Source organism: Pseudomonas sp. 3A(2025) (assembly GCF_054589175.1).
The window spans coordinates 1-17,789 of record NZ_BAAILM010000094.1; the positions used below are offsets into that span (position 1 = coordinate 1).

Below are 17,789 nucleotides of genomic sequence, written 5' to 3' on the forward strand. Positions count from 1 at the left end.
CGCCGGCGCGGCCCGGGCCGCCGTGTTTGAGTTGCGGCAGCGGCGAGCCGTGGCCGGTGGATTCGGCCGCCGACTCGCGGTCCAGAATGTGCAGCCGGCCGTGCAGCGCAGCGGTGGCCGGCACGACTTTGGCGGCGACTTTCGGGTCCTTGGTGATCAGGCTGGCAACCAGGCTGCCTTTGCCGCGTGCGGCCAGGGCGATGGCTTCGTCGAGGTCGTCATAGGCCATCAGCGTGCTCACCGGGCCGAACGCCTCGATATCGTGGGCGCCGCCTTCGGCATGCGGGTTGCGGCTGCGCAGCAGGGTCGGGGCGAAGAACGCACCTTCGGCCACGCCGTCACCGCGTGGGGCAAAGCCGTCGCGGGCACCGAGCAGCAGGTCGCTGCTGGCCAGCAAGGCTTCGACCCGTTCGGCCACATCGGCCTGTTGGGCGTGAGAGGCCAGCGGGCCCATGCGCACGCCTTCCACCGACGGGTCGCCGGTGATCACCTTGGCCAGCCGCTCGCGCAGTTTTTCAGCCACGGCATCGATGTGTCTGGCCGGGACGATGGCGCGGCGGATGGCCGTGCATTTCTGGCCGGCCTTGACTGTCATTTCACGCGCGACTTCCTTGATGAACAGCTCGAACTCCGGGTCGTCCGGGGTGACTTCCGGGGCCAGGATGGCGCAGTTCAGCGAGTCGGCCTCGGCATTGAACGGCACCGACTGGCGAATCAGGTTGGCATTGACCCGCAGCTTGGCCGCAGTGTCGGCAGAGCCGGTAAAGGTCACCACGTCCTGGCCATTCAGGCGGTCGAGCAAATCGCCGGTACCACCAACGATCAGTTGCAGGCTGCCGGCCGGCAACAGGCCGGAGGCGTGCATCAGGCGCACGGTCGCTTCGGTCAGGTAACTGGTGGCGGTGGCCGGTTTGACGATGCACGGCATGCCGGCCAGAAAGCTTGGGGCGAACTTTTCGAGCATGCCCCAGATCGGGAAGTTGAAGGCATTGATGTGCACGGCGACGCCGCCGCGCGGCACCAGAATATGGCTGCCGACAAAACTGCCGAGCTTGCCCAGCGGCATGGCCGGGCCTTCATGCACCAGATTGCCCGACGGCAACTCGCGCCGGCCCAGGCTGGCGTAGGCGAACAGCGTACCGGCGCCACCTTCGATGTCGACCCAGCTGTCGCCGCGTGTGGCACCGCTGTGCAGCGACAGCGCGTACAGCTGCTCTTTGTGTTCAAGCAGGTATTTGCCCAGGTCGCGCAGGCGCGCAGCACGTTGCTGGAAGTCCAGCGCCAGCAACTGGCTCAGGCCTTGGCCGCGAGCATGATCCAGCGCTTCGCCGAAATCCAGCGCCTCTTCATGGGTGCGGGCGATGCCCTGGCCATTGATGGCGCTGCGCAGGATCAAAGCGCCGTGCTGGCCGATCCAGCGGCCGCCGATGAAGCTTTGCAGGGTAGGGGCGTTGCTCATCAGGATGTCTCCGTATCAGGGTTTACCAAAGCGCCAGGGTGTAGCCGACGATCAGGCGGTTTTCGTCAAGGTCGGTGCTCAGGCCGTTGCCCGAGCGGAACGTCAGGTTGCGCCAGCGCAGGCTCAGGCCTTTGAGCGGGCCGCTTTGCAGGACATAGGCAAGGTCGGTGTCGCGTTCCCATTCCTGGCCATGATCGCCGCTGGCGGTGCGCGCATTGCGGCCGTCGACATAGCGGGTCATGAAGGTCAGGCCCGGCACGCCGAGGCTGGCAAAGTCGAAGTCGTAACGCAGTTGCCAGGCGTCTTCTTCGGCGCGGGTGAAGGTGTTGAAGGTCACCAGGTTCACCGAGTACGGGTCGCCGCCATTGAGAAACGGAAAGGCGCTGTCGCCGGACATTTGCTGAAAGCCCAGGCCGACTTTGTGTGCGCCGTGGCTGAGGGTGAACATGCCGTTGACGTTACGGTTGTCGATCTTGCCGGCGCGCTGCTGGCCATCGTTGCCGCTGTCGAAGTAACGCAGGTCGCTGCGTAGGCTGAATCTGTCGCCCAGTGGCTGGGTGTGCACCAGGCCAAAGAAGTGCTGACGGTAAATGTTGTCCAGCTTGCCGTAGTAGTAACTGGCGCTCAGCGTCGGGTTGATCGCGTAGCTGAGGCCTGCAAAGTCGAAGGCATCGCTGGTGGCCGCGCCATAGCCGATGTCGTCGCGGCTCGACGAGTCGCGCAGGTTGGCGCGGGTCAGGCGTCCGGCATTGACGGTCAGGCCGTCGATTTCTTTCGAGGTCAGCAGGCCGCCTTGAAAGGTCGACGACAATAGCCGCGTGTCGTTGTAAGTCACCACCGGCAGCATCGGTTGCAGGGTGCCGACTTTCAGTACGGTCTTCGACACCCGCAGCTTGGCGGCCACGCCCAGCTCGCTGTACTCGTCGACCGGCTCGCCGGTGGCCGGGTCGAACGCCAGCAGGCCGGTGTTGCGCCGAGCGGCACTGGAGTCGAGCTTGATCCCCAGCTCGCCGATCGCGTCGACACCCAGACCGACCGGGCCTTCGGTAAAGCCCGACTCGAAGCGGGCGGTAAAGCCCTGCGCCCATTCCTCGGCCTTGGCCTGCGGCGCATTGCTCTGGCGGAAATCGCGGTTCAGATAAAAGTTGCGCATTTCCAGGGTCGCCTTGCTGTCCTCGATAAAGGCTGCCGAGGCGCTGCCGGCCATGCTGGCGCTGACAGCGGCGAGGAGTGAAGCAGTGATACGGATCGTGTGCATTATTGTTATTCCGTCTGAATACGTGCAGATCAATGCTGGCTGGCGCCTGCTGCGCCAAAGCCGGTCATCGAACGAATGAACTGCGCCATGTAGCGGCCGCGTTCGGCCTGGGCACGGGCCGACTGGTCAGTGACCGAGAACAGCCAGGCGCCGACAAAGGCGAAGGTCATCGAGAACAGCGCAGGGTTCGAGTACGGGAACAGTGCCGTTTCATTGCCCATGACCTTGACCCACACCACAGGGCTGAGCACCAGCAGCACCACCGCCGAAATCAAGCCAGCCAGGCTGCCGGCCACCGCGCCACGAGTGGTCAGGCCTTTCCAGAACATCGAGAGGAACAGCACCGGGAAATTCACCGAGGCGGCAATTGCCAGCACCAGCCCGGACAGGAAGGCGATGTTCTGCGACTCAAACAACACGCCGAGAATCACCGCCAGCACGCCGATGACCAGGGTGGCCAGGCGTGACATGCGCATCTCTTCGCGCTCGGTGGCCTTGCCCTTGCGGATCACGCAGGCATACAGGTCGTGAGCCACCGCCGAGGCGCCAGACAAGGCGAGGCCGGCGACCACCGCCAGAATGGTGGCGAATGCCACGGCCGAGATGAAGCCCAGGAACAGGCTGCCGCCCACCGCTTGCGCCAGGTGCACCGCGACCATGTTGCCGCCGCCAATGATCGCGCCGGCGCTGTTACGGAACGCCGGATCCGTGCCGACCATGACGATGGCGCCAAAGCCGACGACAATCAGCAGCATGAAGAAATAGCCGATGAAGCCGGTGGCGTAGAGCACGCTCTTGCGCGCTTCGCTGGCGTCCTTGACGGTGAAGAAGCGCATGAGGATATGCGGCAGGCCGGCGGTGCCGAACATCATGCCGACGGCCAGCGACAGGGTGTCGATCGGGTTGCTGAGCATACCGCCCGGCGCCATGATCGCTGCGCCCTTGGCGTGTACCGCAGCGGCACCGGCGAACATCGCCTCGGTGCTGAAGTTGAAGTGGCGCAGGACCATGAACGCCATGAAGGTGGTGCCGGACAGCAGCATCACGGCCTTGATGATCTGCACCCAGGTGGTGGCGAGCATGCCGCCGAAGGTCACGTAGAACACCATCAGCACACCGACTAGCAGCACCGCTTGCAGGTACGAGATACCGAACAGCAGCTCGATCAGCTTGCCGGCGCCGACCATCTGCGCCATCAGGTACATCAAGGCCACGATCAGCGTGCCGAGGGCGGCAGTGATGCGGATCGGGGTTTGCTCCAGACGGTAAGAAACCACATCGGCAAAGGTGTATTTGCCCAGGTTGCGCAGCCGTTCGGCGATCAGAAACAGAATGATCGGCCAGGCGGCGACCACGCCCAGCGAGTACAGCAGGCCGTCATAACCGCCCATGAATATCATCGCGGAAATACCCAGAAAGGACGCCGCGCTGATCATGTCGCCGGCAATCGCCAGGCCGTTCTGAAACCCGGTGATACCGCCCCCCGCGGTATAGAAATCGCTGGCCGAACGGGTACGCAACGCCGCCCAGCGGGTCACGCCCAGGGTGAAGACCACAAAAACGAAGAACATGCCGATGGCCTGCCAGTTCATGGGCGGGTCTCCTGCAGCAGCTTCTGGGTCAGTGGGTCGATCACGGTGTTGCTCTGGCGCACGTAAAAGGCGGTGAGCACGAATGACATCACGATGACGCTGATCGCCAGCGGAATGCCCCAGGTGGTGACGCCGCCACTCAGCGACCGGCCCAGCACCTGCGGGGCAAAGGCCATGACCAGCACGAAGCCGTAGTAGATGCTCAGCATGATCAGGGTCAACGACCAGGTCAGGCGCTGCTTGCGCCGCACCAACTGGATGAAATCGGGATGCTGCTGTAAATGCTCAAGGTCTTGCGGTGTCATGGCGGCTCTCTCTTGTTTTGATTGTTGAGATGGGCGGTTGGCTTTACATCCGAAACACGAACCCTTGCAGGAGGCAGCTCTGCTGGCGATTGCTATGGGCCAGGCACTGCAAATGTGTTGGTTTTACTGGCCCTTTCGCCAGCAGAGCTGCCTCCTACGGGTGGGTGTTGCTGCTTAGAGCTGATCGAAATCCAGCACTACCTTGTCGCTCAGCGGGAAGGCCTGGCACGACAGCACGTAGCCGGCCGCCACTTCGTAGTCTTCCAGGGCAAAGTTGCTGTCCATTTCCACCTCGCCCGACACCACCTTGCACTTGCAGGTCGAGCACACGCCGGCCTTGCACGAGTAGGGCAGTTCCGCGCCCTGGGCGTTGCCGGCGTCGAGGACGCTGACGCTGTTGCGCGCCAGCGCGAAGGACAGCTCGCGACCGTCGCTGATCACGGTGATCTGGCTCATCTCGGCATCCAGCTGCGCGGCGGCCTGGCGGGCTTCGCGTTTTTGCTGGCTGCCGACGGCGGCGAACAGTTCGAAGTGGATACGCTCCGGCGCAAGGCCGTTGGCCTTGAGCTGGTCGCGCACGGTTTCGGTCATCGCCTGCGGGCCGCATATAAACGCCGCGTCCAGCGACTTGACGTCGATCCAGCGGCTGAACAGCTGGCCGCACTTGTCGGCGTCGATGCGCCCGTTGTACAGGTCGACGTCCTGCTGCTCGCGGCTGAACACAAACACCAGGTTCAGGCGTTGCAGATAACGGTTCTTCAGGTCTTCCAGCTGCTCGCGAAATAGCGCCGCGTTGCTGGAGCGGTTGCCGTAGATCAACGTGACGTGGCTGAGCGGTTCGCTCTGCAAGGTGGTCTTGATGATCGACAGGATCGGCGTGATGCCGCTGCCGGCCGCAACGGCCAGGTAATTGCCCTGGCGCGCCGGGTCCAGCGGCACATTGAAGTGCCCCGACGGCGGCATGACTTCCAGGCTGTGACCAACTTTCAGCGCTTCATTGGCGTAGGCCGAGAACACGCCACCGGCGACTTTCTTGATCGCCACGCGCAGCTCGCCGTCATTGGCGCCAGTGCAGATCGAGTACGAGCGGCGCACTTCTTCGCCGTTGATCTGCGTGCGCATCACCAGGTGCTGGCCCTGGGTAAAACGAAAACTGTCGCTCAGCTCGCTGGGAATCTCGAAGGCGATGGACACCGCGTCACGGGTTTCGGCGCGTACATCCTTGATGGTCAGGCTGTGGAATTTGCTCATTGTTGTTCTCCGGCGAGCATGCCGCTCAGATGCACTTGAAATAGTCGAAGGGTTCCAGACAGTCGCGGCAGCGATACAGCGCCTTGCAGGCGGTCGAGCCGAACTCGCTGAGCCGCTCGGTGTGCGCACTGCCACACTGCGGGCAGCAGATGTGCGGCGCTTCACCGAGCAGGCTGCGTTTGCTGGAGCTGCCTTCGGGCGGGGCGATGCCGTAGTTGCGCAGGCGCTCACGGCCGCTTTCGCTGATCCAGTCGGTGGTCCACGCCGGGGTCAGCCGACGCTCCAGTTGCGGCGCGGCAAAGCCTGCCTGCTCCAGCGCCTGGGCGATGTCCTGCTCGATCACCTCGGTGGCCGGGCAGCCGGAGTAGGTCGGGGTCACCACTACATGCAAGTGCCCGGCCTGCCAGTCCAGATCGCGCACGATGCCCAGCTCGACGACACTGACCACCGGCACTTCCGGGTCCATAACCTCGCCCAGCACGGTCCAGGCCCGCGCCAGATCGCCGGCCTGCACCGCACGGGCGCCGCGATCGCCGGCGATCAGCTCACCAGGTCGCATCGGGATAGGCCCTTTGCAGAAATTGCATTTCGGCCAGCAACAGACCCAGATGCTCGCTGTGCATGCCCTGACGGCCGCTCAGGTAAAAATGACTGGCCGGTGCCGGCAGCGGCAGGGTGGCGCGGGCAAACTGGTCGGCGACCTTGCTGTGCCAGGCGCTGGCGATCTCGGCCGGATTCGGGGCGATACCGGCCTCGAACAGGCGCTGCTCGACCGCGTCACCGGTGGTGAATTCGACGGTAAAGCGCCAGACCTTGTCGACGGCCTTGAGCATGCGCGCATGGCTTTCTTCGGTACCGTCGCCCAGACGCTCGACCCACTCGCCGGAACGGCGCAGGTGGTAGGTGACTTCCTTCAGGGCCTTGGCGGCGATGCCGGCGATCCGCGTATCGCTGGAACTGCTCAGGCCGTGCAGCACCTGAAAATGCCAGGCGTCGAACAGAAACTGCTTGGTCATGGTCACGGCGTAGTCGCCGTTGGGTTGCTCGACCAGCAGCAGGTTGCGGTAGGCGCGTTCGTCACGGCGGAACGCCAGGTGGTCGGCATCGCGGCCGTCGTCGAGCAGTTCGGCGGCGTATTCCAGCCAGTTGCGTGACTGGCCGACCAGGTCGAGGCCGACGTTCATCAGCGCCAGTTCTTCTTCCAGTGCCGGCGCGCCGCCGCACCATTCGCACAGGCGCTGGCCCTGGATCAAGGCGCTGTCGCCCAGGCGCAGCAGGTATTGAATCAGATCGTCTTTATCGCTCATGACCCGCTCCTCACATGTGGCCGACTTCGGGCGGCAGCTCGTAGAAGCTGGCGTGGCGGTAGATCTTGTCTTGCGACGGGTCGAACAGCGGGTCTTTCTCGTCCGGCGAAGACGCGGTGATCAACGCCGACGGTACGACCCACAAGCTCACGCCTTCATTGCGGCGGGTGTACAGCTCGCGGGCGTTCTCGATGGCCATGGCGGCGTCGCTGGCATGCACGCTGCCGACATGTTTGTGGTTGAGCCCGTGCTTGCTGCGCACGAAGACTTCAAAAAGGGTCCATTGGGACATGGCAGGTTCTCCGGATCAGGCGTTGTCTTTTGCTCAGGCGGCGTCGCGTCTGGCTTGTTGTTTTTTGGCGTAGGCCACGGCCGCTTCACGTACCCAGGCACCGTCGTCGATGGCCTGGCGGCGCTTGGCAACGCGCTCCTGATTGCACGGGCCGTTGCCCTTGAGCACTTCGTAGAATTCCTGCCACTGGATCTCGCCGAAATCGTAGTGGCCGCGTTCTTCGTTCCACTTAAGGTCCGGGTCCGGGGCGGTGCAGCCGAGCAGCTCAAGCTGTGGCACGGTCTGGTCGACGAAGCGCTGGCGCAGCTCGTCGTTGCTCTGGCGCTTGATCTTCCAGGCCATCGACTGCGCACTGTTGGGGGACTCGGCATCGCTGGGGCCGAACATCATCAGCGACGGCCACCACAGGCGGTTGATCGCGTCCTGGACCATGTCTTTCTGCGCCTGAGTGCCTTCTTGCATCATGGTCAGCAGCAGTTGATAGCCCTGGCGCTGGTGGAAGCTTTCTTCCTTGCAGATGCGCACCATCGCCCGCGAATACGGGCCATACGAGGTGCGCTGCAACACCACCTGGTTGACGATGGCGGCGCCGTCGACCAGCCAGCCCACCGCGCCCATGTCGGCCCAGGTCAGGGTCGGGTAATTGAAGATGCTCGAATACTTGGCCTTGCCGCTGTGCAGCTTGGCGACTTCTTCGTCGCGGTCGGCGCCGAGGGTTTCCATGGCGCTGTACAGGTACAGGCCGTGGCCGGCTTCGTCCTGGATCTTGGCCATCAATTGCAGCTTGCGCTTGAGGGTCGGCGCGCGGGTGACCCAGTTGCCTTCGGGCAGCATGCCGACGATTTCGGAGTGCGCGTGCTGGGAAATCTGGCGGATCAGGGTCTGCCGGTAAGCATCGGGCATCCAGTTCTTGGGCTCGATCTTGATCTCGGCGTCGATCTTCTCCTGGAAGGCGCGCTCTTCGGCAGACATCTCGTCCAGCGACTTGATGTGCTTGACGCCGGTCTCGACCAGTTGTGCGTACATGCTGTGTCTCCAGCTGGTTTTTGGGGTGGCTTGCGCCATGGGTGTAGTTGTAAGCGATACGGAAATAAATATCAAACGGAAAATTGTGTTTTGTTTTTGATTTTTGTATCGCTTTTGAGAGGCTGTGGCGTTTTTAAAGGGTTTTTAAGCTTTTAAAGCGATACCGGATTGATTTAATTGCAGTGATATTTACATTTTTAAGGCACAAAAAAACCCGCAAGGCGGGGCTTTGGATCAGCGAAAGGGCTCAGGCACGCATTCCCACACTCAATGAGATCAGCAGCGATGTGCGGGCCGCCGATGTCGCTTCGCGCTGCTCTCGATCGAGCAGATCAAGCGTTGTACACAGGCAGGCAGCAGGGGCGTAACCAGGTGGTGTTGGCGGATTGATCTGGCTTATCAAATTTTGAACTAATCATGACGCCCATCCCCCTAACGCTGTGCAGATAGCCTAAAGCTTGGGTCAACCCTGAGCTACCCACTTACCGGCGAAGGTTTGGTTAATCATGAAGAGTGAACAAGTAGAAGGTGTTGCAGAAAAACTGGCCGGCAAGGCGCAGGGCGTGGTTGGAAGGCTGTTGGGTGATTCGAGGATTGAAGCTGAAGGTGCTGGCCGCCAGGCAGCGGGTCAGCTGACCCAAAGCTACGGCGATGCTCTGGACAGCGTATCGACGTTCGTTAAAGAAAAGCCGGTTGCTGCACTGGCAATCGGTGCAGTCGGCTTGCTGGTGCTGAACCGTCTCTTGCGCCGCTGAGGTTGCGCAGCCTGCCAGAGGGCTGCAACCCCTCTGGCAGATCACCCGTCGCGTTAAGCCCGAGGGCGGTTATCGAACACGTGACAGGCTTTGCCTTCAGAGCGTTTGATGGCGTGAAACGGCTGGATCAACACCCGTGAGCTGATGCCGATATGGGTCTTGATCTGCTTGCCCAGCTCATCCGCGATGCATTTCTGCTGGTCGGCTTGCAGGTTCAGGTCATGCTTGAGCTCGACATGCACATCGACACTGTCGAGGTTGCCGTTACGGTGCAGATGCAGCTCATAGACTTCGGCCAGTTGCTTGATCTTGAGAATCTGCTCCTCGATCTGCGTCGGAAATACATTGACCCCACGAATGATCAGCATGTCGTCGCTGCGCCCGGTGATCTTGTCGATGCGCCGCATCGGCCTGGCCGTACCCGGCAGCAGACGCGTGAGGTCGCGGGTGCGATAACGGATCATCGGCAGCGCCTCCTTGGACAGCGAGGTAAACACCAGCTCGCCCATCTCGCCGTCCGGCAATACCGCGCCGGTGACCGGGTCGATGATCTCGGGGTAGAAGTGGTCTTCCCATACGGTCGGGCCGTCCTTGGTTTCGGCGCACTCCATGGCCACGCCCGGTCCCATGATTTCTGACAGGCCGTAGATATCCAGCGCAGTGATGCCCAGCCGTTCTTCGATGGCGCGGCGCAGTTCGGCGGTCCATGGCTCGGCGCCAAAGATGCCCAGGCGCAGCTTGAGGTCGTGCGGGTCGATGCCCTGGCGCTCGATCTCATCGGCCAGGTTAAGCATGTACGACGGGGTGACCATGATGATGTCCGGCTGGAAATCACGGATCAGTTGCACCTGTTTCTCGGTCTGGCCGCCCGACATCGGGATCACCGTGCAGCCCAGGCGCTCGGCGCCGTAGTGCGCGCCCAGCCCGCCGGTGAACAGGCCGTAGCCATACGAGATATGCACCTTGTCGCCGCGTCGCCCACCGGCGGCGCGGATCGAGCGGGCGACCACGTTGGCCCAGGTGTCGATGTCGTTCTGCGTGTAGCCGACCACGGTCGGTTTGCCGGTGGTGCCGCTGGAGGCGTGCAGGCGCACGATGTCGCTTTGCGGCACGGCGAACATGCCGTAAGGGTAGTTGTCGCGCAGGTCGCTCTTGCCGGTGAAGGGGAACTTGCTCAGGTCGTCGAGGCTTTTCAGATCGTCGGGGTGGACGCCAGCCTCGTCGAAGCGTTTGCGATACAGCGGCACGTTGGCGTAGGCGTGGTTCAGGCTCCAGCGCAGACGGTCGAGCTGATGCTGGCGCAGCTCATCGATGCTGGCGGTTTCCAGAGGGTCGAGCATGGCGGTGTTGGTGGCGATCATGTTCATGGTTCACTCGATTGTTTTTGTGCGGGCCACGGTGCCCTGAGTGTTAATGGCGAGGATACTCCCCGCACCGGTGTCCGATCTTTGCTGTGCGTGTCAGATTCGTTCAATAACCAAGGCAATCCCCTGGCCCACGCCGATGCACATGGTGCATAGCGCGTAGCGGCCCTGGCGTTCTTCCAGTTCATGCAGGGCGGTGGTGATCAGGCGGGCGCCGCTCATGCCCAGCGGATGGCCCAGAGCGATGGCGCCGCCGTTGGGGTTGACCCGCGCATCGTCGTCGCTCAAGCCCAGTTCGCGCAGCACGGCCAGACCTTGGGCGGCAAAGGCTTCGTTGAGTTCGATCACATCCATGTCGGCGAGGCTCAGGCCGGCCAGTGTCAGCACCTTGCGGGTCGCCGGCACCGGGCCGATGCCCATGATCCGTGGCTCGACCCCGGCACTGGCCATGGCCACCACCCGTGCGCGAGGCTTGAGGCCATACAGGCGCGCCGCTTCGGCGCTTGCCAGCAGCAACGCGCAGGCGCCGTCGTTGACGCCCGAGGCATTGCCGGCGGTGACGCTACCGCCTTGACGGAACGGCGTGCCGAGCTTGGCCAGTTGTTCCAGGGTGGTGTCGCCACGTGGGTGTTCGTCGTGCTCGACGACTTTAACCGGACCTTTGCGCTGGGCGATTTCGACCGGCACGATTTCTTTTGCCAGCCGGCCACTGGCCTGAGCGGCGGCGGCCTTGTGCTGGCTGCGCAGGGCAAAGGCGTCCTGATCGCTGCGGGAAATGTTGAATTGTTCGGCGACGTTTTCAGCGGTCTCGGGCATCGAGTCGATGCCGAACTGCTCCTTCATCAGTGTATTGACGAAGCGCCAGCCAATGGTGGTGTCGAAGATTTCGGCGGCGCGGCCAAAGGCCTGTTCGGATTTGCCCATCACGAACGGCGCCCGCGACATCGACTCGACGCCGCCGGCAATCACCAGCCCGGCTTCACCGCTACGAATGGCGCGGGCGGCGCTGCCCACCGCGTCCATACCTGAGCCGCACAGGCGATTCAAAGTGGTGCCGGGCACGCTGACCGGCAGGCCGGCGAGCAAGGCCGACATGCGTGCGACGTTGCGGTTGTCTTCGCCGGCCTGGTTGGCGCAGCCGTAGAACACCTCGTCGATCTGGCTCAGGTCCAGTTCCGGGTGGCGCTGAATCAGCGCACGGATCGGCACCGCGCCAAGGTCGTCGGCACGCACGCTGGACAGGGCGCCGGCGTAACGGCCGATGGGGGTGCGGATGGCGTCGATGATCAGCGCGTCAGTCAAGGGATGAGTCATTGCGAAAGCTCCGGGTCAATCAGGGTGCCGCGCACCTGGTAGGACTTGCCGTGGAACAGGGCGATCAACTGCCCGTGCTGGTTTTCGATGCGCACGTCGTAATTGCCGGTGCGCCCGCTGCGGCTGAGTTCAAGCGCGGTGGCGGTGAGTTCGTCGCCCAGTTGGCCGGGCGCCACATAGTCGATGCTGCAACCGATGGCCACGGTGACGGCGTTGTAGGTGTTGCAGGCAAAGGCAAACGCCGAGTCGGCCAGGGCAAACAGATGACCGCCGTGGCAGGTGCCGACGCCTTGCAGCATGTCGGGGCGCACAGTCATGGCGACTTGCGCGCGGCCGGGGCCGACCGTCAGCAGGCGCATGCCCATTGCCTGGCTGGCGGCATCGCGTTCATACAGGGTGCTGGCGCAGATCTCGGCCAGTTGTTGCGCTTCAAGTGTCATGCAGAGTGCTCCCTTGTTCGGCGCAGCGGTGCAACAGCAAGGAGGGGCGATAGCGGGTTTCGCCGTACACGGCCTGCAGGTTTTCCAGCACCTTGAGCACGTTCGTCACGCCGATGGCATCGGCCCAGGCCAGCGGGCCGCGCGGGTAATTGACGCCGGCACACATCGCCAGATCAATGTCGGCGGCACTGGCCACGCCGTGCAGCAAGGCATCGCTGGCTTCGTTGGCGAGCATGGTCATGGTGCGCAACACCGCAAGGCCGGGCGTGTCGCTGAGCGAGCTGACCTTGAAGCCTGCGCGTTGCAGCAGCGCCACGGCCTGCTCAAGGGCCAGCGGCGAGGTGCCGGCGGCGTGGCTGATGGCAATGCGTTCGGCGCGGCGGTAATCCAGGGCCAGGTCGATGAGCACCAGATTGCTCAGGCCGTCTTCACGGGCGCGCTGGCTGGCCAGTCGGCCGTCGCTGAGCGCCAGGGTCGCATCGCCAACGCGCAATACGCCGTGGCCGTCGCGTTGGGTGATCGCGATGCCAGCCTGTTGCAGGCGTTCGATCAACGGGCTGGCGATACCGAGGTCGCCTTCGATCACGCAGGTCTCGACGCTGGCCGTGCTGCTGATTTCGCTCGGCAACGGGCGCTCGGCACCTTCGGCATAGTCATAGAAGCCCTGACCGCTCTTGCGTCCCAGATAACCGGCATCGACCAGTTCTTTCTGGATCAGCGATGGCTGGAAGCGCATGTCGCCGTAGTAGGCGTCGAACACCGAGCAGGTGACGGCATAGTTGACGTCATGGCCGATCAGGTCGGTGAGTTCGAAAGCGCCCATGCGAAAACCGCCGGCGTCGCGCAGCAGGGCATCGAGGGTCGCGCAGTCGGCGGCGCCTTCCTGCAGCAGGCGCAGGCTCTCGGCATAAAACGGCCGGGCCACACGGTTGACGATAAAGCCTGGGGTCGAGCGGGTGTGCACCGGTTTTTTGCCCCAGGCTTGCGCCGTGGCGTACAGACGCTGGGCAAGGGCGGCGTCGGTGGCCAGCCCGGAGACGATTTCGACCAGCGCCATCAAGGGCGCCGGGTTGAAGAAATGCACGCCGATAACCCGCTGCGGATGCGCAAGGCCGGCGGCGATACTGGTGATCGACAGCGATGAGGTGTTGCTGGCCAGGATGCACTCGGCGCTGCACACTGCTTCGAGTTGCTTGAACAGCCCGCGCTTGATGTCGAGGTTTTCGACGATGGCTTCGATCACCAGCCCGGCATCGGCCAGCGCTTCGAGGCTGGCGGCCGGTTGCAGGCGGCCGGCGATGGCGTGGCGTGCGTCGCCGTCGAGCTTGCCTTTTTCGACCAGCCGGCCCAGTTGTTTGTCGATGCCGGCAATCGCCTGGGCGGCGGCACCTTCACGGGTGTCGTACAGCCAGACCGGGTGGCCGGCCTGGGCTGCAACCTGAGCAATGCCCGCGCCCATGGCGCCGGCGCCGATCACGGCGACGACGGTGCGTGTGTCCAGTGCAGTCATCGCTCAGCGTCCTTTGAAGGTGGGGGTGCGTTTGTTCATGAAGGCCGACACGCCTTCGCGGTAATCCTCGCTGCGCCCGGCCAGGCGTTGCAGGTCGCGCTCCAGCTCCAGTTGCTCGTCGAAGCTGTTGCTGGCGCTGGCATTGAAGGCGCGCTTGATCAGTGCCAGGCCATAGGTCGGCTGGGTGGCCAGGTGACGGGCCAGTTTGAGTGCTTCGTTACGCAGTTCGGCGTCGTCGACCACCCGGTAGATCAGGCCCCATTGCTCGGCCTGCTCGGCGCTCAGGCGCTCGCCCAGCAGGGCCAGGGCCTTGGCGCGGGCCGGGCCGATCAGGCGCGGCAGGCTCCAGGTGCCACCGGAGTCGGGCACCAAGCCGATTTTGCAAAAGGCCTGAATAAAACTGGCCGAGCGCGCCGCCAGCACCAGATCGCAGGCCAGCGGAATATTGGCGCCGGCACCGGCGGCCACGCCATTCACCGCGCAGATGACCGGCAGCGGCAGGTCGCGCAGGCTGCGGATCAGCGGGTTGTAGAACTGCTCGATCGACAGGCCCAGATCGGGCACTTCGGCGCCCGGTGCGACATTGCGGTCCGACAGGTCCTGCCCTGCGCAAAAGCCACGGCCTTCACCGGTCAGCAGCAGCACGCGCACCTCGTTGCTCTGGCGCACCTGCTTGAGGGCTTCGCGCACCTCAAGGTGCATCGCGGCATTGAAGCTGTTGAGCTGGTCCGGGCGATTGAGGCTGAGAAGGGCGACGCCGTCCTCGATGGAAAACAGGATGTGCTGGAAGTCCATGACTTGCGCTCTCTTATTAAAAGGAATCGTTACTGGCCGGTGAAATTCGCGCGGCGTTTTTCCTGAAAAGCCTGGATGCCTTCGCGTCGGTCGGCGGTGCCGGCCAGCACGGTGAAGGCCTGGCGCTCGAAACGCAGGCCGCTGGCCAGATCGAGGTCTTGCGCCTTGAGCAGTGCTTCCTTGGCCAGTCGCACCGCCAGCGGCGCCTTTTCGGCAATGCTGCTGGCGATGGCCAGGGCACGGTCGACGGTGAATTCCGGTTGCGTCACTTCGCTGACAAGGCCGACGCGCTGGGCATGGCGGGCGTCGATCGGCTGGCCGGTCAGCACCATCTGCATGGCCAGCGATTTACCCACGGCATGCAGCAGGCGCTGGGTGCCACCGGCGCCGGGCATGATTCCGAGGTTGATTTCCGGCTGGCCGAAGCGGGCGTCTTCGCCGGCAATCAGGATGTCGGCGTGCATCGCCAGCTCGCAGCCGCCGCCCAGGCAAAAGCCGTTGACGGCGGCGATCAGCGGTTTACGAAAGGCCGCGATGCGTTGCCAGTAAGCCACGCGCGGATCGTTGAGGATGCCGACCAGATCGCGCTCGGCCATCTCGTTGATGTCGGCGCCGGCCGCGAAGGCCTTGCGACTGCCAGTGATGACCACGGCGCGGGTGTCGCTGTCGCGTTCGGCATGCTCGAGTTCGGCGGCCAGTTCACCCAGCAGCTCGGTATTCAAGGCATTGAGTGCTTGCGGGCGCTGCAAGGTGATCAGGCGTACGCCGGCGCAGGGGGCGGTCACGGCAAGGGTTTGAGGCATTGAAACGTCCTCCGGCTGCACGTGCGGCGTGTGCGCCGCTGATTATTCGAATGATGCCCGCCTGGAGCGGTGCTGGACTGAGTATAAGCATTAAGCGATACAAAACAATACGTATTGGTGTGTATTTTTGTGTCTTGATTTGGTTTTGGTGGTGTCTGGTGCTAGAGTTTTGTGCATGTTGTTGTGATACAAGAATATTCAGACTTGTAAATATTAAAGCGTTTCATAAAGGAGCGGCTGCCATGACCTGCTACAGCCTCGATGGCCTTACCCCGGTGGTGCACCCCAGCGCTTACGTGCATCCGACTGCCGTGCTGATCGGCGATGTGATCATTGGTCCTGGTTGTTATGTCGGCCCGCTGGCCAGTTTGCGCGGCGATTTCGGCCGCATCGTGCTGGAGGAGGGTGCCAATATTCAGGACACCTGCGTGATGCACGGCTTCCCCGACAGCGACACGGTAGTACGCCGCAACGGCCATATCGGCCACGGCGCGGTGCTGCATGGCTGCGTGATTGGCGAGGATGTGCTGGTAGGCATGAATGCGGTGGTGATGGACTACGCCGAAATCGGCGCACGCTCGTTCGTGGCGGCCACCAGTTTCGTCAAGGCGCGCTTCAGCTGTGCGCCGCAGTCGCTGGTGATCGGCTCGCCGGCAGCGGTCAAGCGCACGCTCAGCGATGACGAAGTGGCCTGGAAGCAGGCCGGCACCCGTGAGTACCAGCAACTGGCGCAGCGCTGTTTGCAGAGCCTGGTGGCCTGCGAGCCGCTGAGTGAAATCGAGGCACAGCGCCCGCGCATCAGCGACAGCGCATTTCGGCCCAAGGCCAGCGGTCAGGCAGCCGATTGATGGGCAAACTCGCCGCAATCGGTGCCGGGCGGGTATATTCAGCGTCTTTATCGTCGCCCGGTAGGCCCATGTCGTCTCTCGCCCCGTTGAATCACCTTATCCAGCGCTTTCAGGAGCGCACGCCGATCCGCGCCAGTTCGCTGATCATCACTCTCTACGGGGATGCCATCGAGCCGCACGGCGGCACCGTCTGGCTTGGCAGCCTGATCCAGTTGCTCGAGCCGATGGGCATCAATGAGCGGCTGATCCGCACCTCGATCTTTCGCTTGACCAAAGAGGGCTGGCTGACCGCCGAGAAGGTCGGGCGGCGCAGTTACTACAGCCTGACCGGCACCGGACGGCGGCGCTTCGAAAAGGCCTTCAAGCGCGTGTACAACGCCAACGTGCCGGCCTGGGACGGCGCCTGGTGCCTGGTGGCGCTCACCCAGTTGACGGTCGAAAAGCGCAAGCAGGTGCGTGAAGAGCTGGAATGGCTGGGCTTTGCCGCCATCGCCCCGACCATGCTGGCCAGCCCGCGCAGCGACAAGGCCGACGTCAATGCAACCTTGCAGGATCTGGATGCGCTGGAAGACAGCATCGTCTTCGAGACCCGTAGCCAGGACGTGCTGGCCTCCAGGGCCTTGCGCGCACAGGTGCGCGAAAGCTGGAACATCGATGAACTGGGCAAGCACTACAGCGAATTCATCCAGCTGTTCCGCCCGCTGTGGCAGACCCTGCGCGAGCAGGACAGCTTGCGCGGCGAAGACTGCTTCATGGCCCGCACGTTGCTGGTGCATGAATACCGCCGGTTGCTGCTGCGCGACCCGCAACTGCCCGACGAACTACTGCCCGGCGACTGGGAAGGCCGCGCCGCCCGCCAGCTGTGTCGCAACATCTACAAGCTGGTGTGCGCACGGTCGGAGGAATGGCTGAATGCGGCGCTGGAGACAGCGGATGGACCGCTGCCGGATGTGGGTGAGAGTTTTTATCAGCGTTTTGGCGGGTTGCGGTAGGTCTTGATCAGGTTGTATGGGCTTGCTGGGGTGGTCTTCTAGATAGGTTCCGACCCTCTTCGGGCCGGGTTACTTTGTCTTGGCAAAGTAACCAAACCGCTTGCTCCTGGTTCCGGCCCTTCGGGTTCCCTCCTTCCGGCATTGCTCCGGGGTCGCCGCTTATGGGCCCTCCATGGCCCAAGCGGCTAACGGGCCATCCATGGCCCTTTTCCCCCTGCGCAACGCCTCCACTCGGCCTGCACAAGTCGCGATTGGCGTCGTCTATGCCATCGCGCATGAAAAACACAGCAAAAGCTTTTGATCTTGATTTTGATCTTTTACGCAAATGTAACAGGCGCCGCAGATCGCGACTTGGGCGCAAGGCCGAGTGCAGGCGACACGGAGTCGGGGAGCGAGGCAGGGAAGCCGAGCCAGCGCCGCTGGGCCATGGACGGCCCATCGGCGCGGCCCGATGGAGTGGCGCCGGAAGGAGGGACCC

At 63.4% G+C, this 17,789-nt stretch carries 18 protein-coding genes; 3 read left to right on the forward strand and 15 right to left on the reverse strand.

Annotated features, from left to right (window positions below):
- The 9 genes from paaZ to paaA form a co-directional block, all read right to left on the reverse strand.
- Positions 1 to 1,459 (reverse strand): phenylacetic acid degradation bifunctional protein PaaZ (gene paaZ, locus ACYP2A_RS23325; protein WP_459748303.1); only part of this gene is annotated, 1,459 nt, incomplete at its 3' end.
- A 22-nt stretch (positions 1,460 to 1,481) separates the two neighbouring features.
- The gene (locus tag ACYP2A_RS23330; RefSeq protein ID WP_459748304.1) at positions 1,482 to 2,717 is read right to left on the reverse strand and encodes an OprD family porin; all 1,236 of its coding nucleotides are present in this window, start codon (positions 2,715 to 2,717) and stop codon (positions 1,482 to 1,484) included.
- A 29-nt stretch (positions 2,718 to 2,746) separates the two neighbouring features.
- A complete protein-coding gene (locus tag ACYP2A_RS23335) occupies positions 2,747 to 4,393 on the reverse strand; it encodes a cation acetate symporter (protein WP_459748339.1) in 1,647 nt (548 codons plus the stop codon).
- The gene (locus tag ACYP2A_RS23340; RefSeq protein WP_459748305.1) at positions 4,306 to 4,614 is read right to left on the reverse strand and encodes a DUF485 domain-containing protein; all 309 of its coding nucleotides are present in this window, start codon (positions 4,612 to 4,614) and stop codon (positions 4,306 to 4,308) included. Before ACYP2A_RS23340 ends, ACYP2A_RS23335 begins: the two co-directional genes overlap by 88 nt.
- Positions 4,615 to 4,788: 174 nt before the next feature.
- Positions 4,789 to 5,865 carry a 1,2-phenylacetyl-CoA epoxidase subunit PaaE gene (gene paaE, locus ACYP2A_RS23345; RefSeq protein ID WP_459748306.1) on the reverse strand — a complete coding sequence of 359 codons (1,077 nt, stop codon included), beginning with the start codon at positions 5,863 to 5,865 and terminating at the stop codon, positions 4,789 to 4,791.
- A gap of 25 nt (positions 5,866 to 5,890) precedes the next feature.
- Entirely contained in the window at positions 5,891 to 6,424 is a 534-nt protein-coding gene (gene paaD, locus ACYP2A_RS23350) for a 1,2-phenylacetyl-CoA epoxidase subunit PaaD (RefSeq protein WP_459748307.1), read from the reverse strand.
- Complete coding sequence (paaC, locus tag ACYP2A_RS23355; protein ID WP_459748308.1) at positions 6,411 to 7,172, reverse strand: 1,2-phenylacetyl-CoA epoxidase subunit PaaC; 762 nt, start codon at positions 7,170 to 7,172, stop codon at positions 6,411 to 6,413. Before paaC ends, paaD begins: the two co-directional genes overlap by 14 nt.
- A gap of 10 nt (positions 7,173 to 7,182) precedes the next feature.
- A complete protein-coding gene (gene paaB, locus ACYP2A_RS23360) occupies positions 7,183 to 7,464 on the reverse strand; it encodes a 1,2-phenylacetyl-CoA epoxidase subunit PaaB (RefSeq protein ID WP_459748309.1) in 282 nt (93 codons plus the stop codon).
- A gap of 33 nt (positions 7,465 to 7,497) precedes the next feature.
- Positions 7,498 to 8,490, reverse strand: coding sequence for a 1,2-phenylacetyl-CoA epoxidase subunit PaaA (paaA, locus tag ACYP2A_RS23365; protein WP_459748310.1), 993 nt, complete (start codon positions 8,488 to 8,490; stop codon positions 7,498 to 7,500).
- Positions 8,491 to 8,996: 506 nt separating this feature from the next.
- Here paaA and ACYP2A_RS23370 point away from each other — a divergent pair.
- The gene (locus ACYP2A_RS23370; RefSeq protein ID WP_459748311.1) at positions 8,997 to 9,245 is read left to right on the forward strand and encodes a CsbD family protein; all 249 of its coding nucleotides are present in this window, start codon (positions 8,997 to 8,999) and stop codon (positions 9,243 to 9,245) included.
- Between the two features lie 53 nt (positions 9,246 to 9,298).
- On the opposite strand, the gene paaK is transcribed toward ACYP2A_RS23370, so the two are convergent.
- From paaK to paaF, 6 genes are all read right to left on the reverse strand, one after another.
- A complete protein-coding gene (paaK, locus tag ACYP2A_RS23375) occupies positions 9,299 to 10,612 on the reverse strand; it encodes a phenylacetate--CoA ligase PaaK (protein WP_459748312.1) in 1,314 nt (437 codons plus the stop codon).
- 93 nt (positions 10,613 to 10,705) lie between these two features.
- Complete coding sequence (gene pcaF / locus ACYP2A_RS23380) at positions 10,706 to 11,923, reverse strand: 3-oxoadipyl-CoA thiolase (RefSeq protein WP_459748313.1); 1,218 nt, start codon at positions 11,921 to 11,923, stop codon at positions 10,706 to 10,708.
- On the reverse strand, positions 11,920 to 12,363 hold the full coding sequence (paaI, locus tag ACYP2A_RS23385; protein WP_459748314.1) for a hydroxyphenylacetyl-CoA thioesterase PaaI: 444 nt from the start codon (positions 12,361 to 12,363) through the stop codon (positions 11,920 to 11,922). The genes pcaF and paaI overlap by 4 nt, the downstream gene beginning before the upstream one ends.
- A complete protein-coding gene (gene paaH, locus ACYP2A_RS23390; protein ID WP_459748315.1) occupies positions 12,353 to 13,873 on the reverse strand; it encodes a 3-hydroxyacyl-CoA dehydrogenase PaaH in 1,521 nt (506 codons plus the stop codon). Before paaH ends, paaI begins: the two co-directional genes overlap by 11 nt.
- A gap of 3 nt (positions 13,874 to 13,876) precedes the next feature.
- Complete coding sequence (gene paaG, locus ACYP2A_RS23395) at positions 13,877 to 14,668, reverse strand: 2-(1,2-epoxy-1,2-dihydrophenyl)acetyl-CoA isomerase PaaG (protein WP_459748316.1); 792 nt, start codon at positions 14,666 to 14,668, stop codon at positions 13,877 to 13,879.
- Between the two features lie 29 nt (positions 14,669 to 14,697).
- Positions 14,698 to 15,471: a 2,3-dehydroadipyl-CoA hydratase PaaF gene (gene paaF, locus ACYP2A_RS23400; protein ID WP_459748317.1), complete on the reverse strand. Its 774-nt coding sequence runs from the start codon at positions 15,469 to 15,471 to the stop codon at positions 14,698 to 14,700.
- 242 nt (positions 15,472 to 15,713) lie between these two features.
- On the opposite strand from paaF, the gene paaY reads away from it, so the two are divergent.
- Together paaY and paaX are read left to right on the forward strand one after the other, a co-directional pair.
- A complete protein-coding gene (gene paaY, locus ACYP2A_RS23405; protein WP_459748318.1) occupies positions 15,714 to 16,319 on the forward strand; it encodes a phenylacetic acid degradation protein PaaY in 606 nt (201 codons plus the stop codon).
- A 68-nt stretch (positions 16,320 to 16,387) separates the two neighbouring features.
- Complete coding sequence (paaX, locus tag ACYP2A_RS23410; RefSeq protein WP_459748319.1) at positions 16,388 to 17,311, forward strand: phenylacetic acid degradation operon negative regulatory protein PaaX; 924 nt, start codon at positions 16,388 to 16,390, stop codon at positions 17,309 to 17,311.
- The last annotated feature ends 478 nt before the right edge of the window (positions 17,312 to 17,789 follow it).

What these genes read in the sequence shown, in the direction of transcription:
- paaX (WP_459748319.1), top strand. Translation starts at nt 16,388, where the DNA reads ATGTCGTCTCTCGCCCCGTTGAATCACCTTATCCAGCGCTTTCAGGAG.
- ACYP2A_RS23330 (WP_459748304.1), bottom strand. Translation starts at nt 2,717, where the DNA reads ATGCACACGATCCGTATCACTGCTTCACTCCTCGCCGCTGTCAGCGCC.
- paaD (WP_459748307.1), bottom strand. Translation starts at nt 6,424, where the DNA reads ATGCGACCTGGTGAGCTGATCGCCGGCGATCGCGGCGCCCGTGCGGTG.
- paaF (WP_459748317.1), bottom strand. Translation starts at nt 15,471, where the DNA reads ATGCCTCAAACCCTTGCCGTGACCGCCCCCTGCGCCGGCGTACGCCTG.
- paaK (WP_459748312.1), bottom strand. Translation starts at nt 10,612, where the DNA reads ATGAACATGATCGCCACCAACACCGCCATGCTCGACCCTCTGGAAACC.
- paaA (WP_459748310.1), bottom strand. Translation starts at nt 8,490, where the DNA reads ATGTACGCACAACTGGTCGAGACCGGCGTCAAGCACATCAAGTCGCTG.
- paaG (WP_459748316.1), bottom strand. Translation starts at nt 14,668, where the DNA reads ATGGACTTCCAGCACATCCTGTTTTCCATCGAGGACGGCGTCGCCCTT.
- paaY (WP_459748318.1), top strand. Translation starts at nt 15,714, where the DNA reads ATGACCTGCTACAGCCTCGATGGCCTTACCCCGGTGGTGCACCCCAGC.
- ACYP2A_RS23370 (WP_459748311.1), top strand. Translation starts at nt 8,997, where the DNA reads ATGAAGAGTGAACAAGTAGAAGGTGTTGCAGAAAAACTGGCCGGCAAG.
- paaI (WP_459748314.1), bottom strand. Translation starts at nt 12,363, where the DNA reads ATGACACTTGAAGCGCAACAACTGGCCGAGATCTGCGCCAGCACCCTG.
- paaC (WP_459748308.1), bottom strand. Translation starts at nt 7,172, where the DNA reads ATGAGCGATAAAGACGATCTGATTCAATACCTGCTGCGCCTGGGCGAC.
- paaB (WP_459748309.1), bottom strand. Translation starts at nt 7,464, where the DNA reads ATGTCCCAATGGACCCTTTTTGAAGTCTTCGTGCGCAGCAAGCACGGG.
- ACYP2A_RS23340 (WP_459748305.1), bottom strand. Translation starts at nt 4,614, where the DNA reads ATGACACCGCAAGACCTTGAGCATTTACAGCAGCATCCCGATTTCATC.
- paaE (WP_459748306.1), bottom strand. Translation starts at nt 5,865, where the DNA reads ATGAGCAAATTCCACAGCCTGACCATCAAGGATGTACGCGCCGAAACC.
- pcaF (WP_459748313.1), bottom strand. Translation starts at nt 11,923, where the DNA reads ATGACTCATCCCTTGACTGACGCGCTGATCATCGACGCCATCCGCACC.
- paaH (WP_459748315.1), bottom strand. Translation starts at nt 13,873, where the DNA reads ATGACTGCACTGGACACACGCACCGTCGTCGCCGTGATCGGCGCCGGC.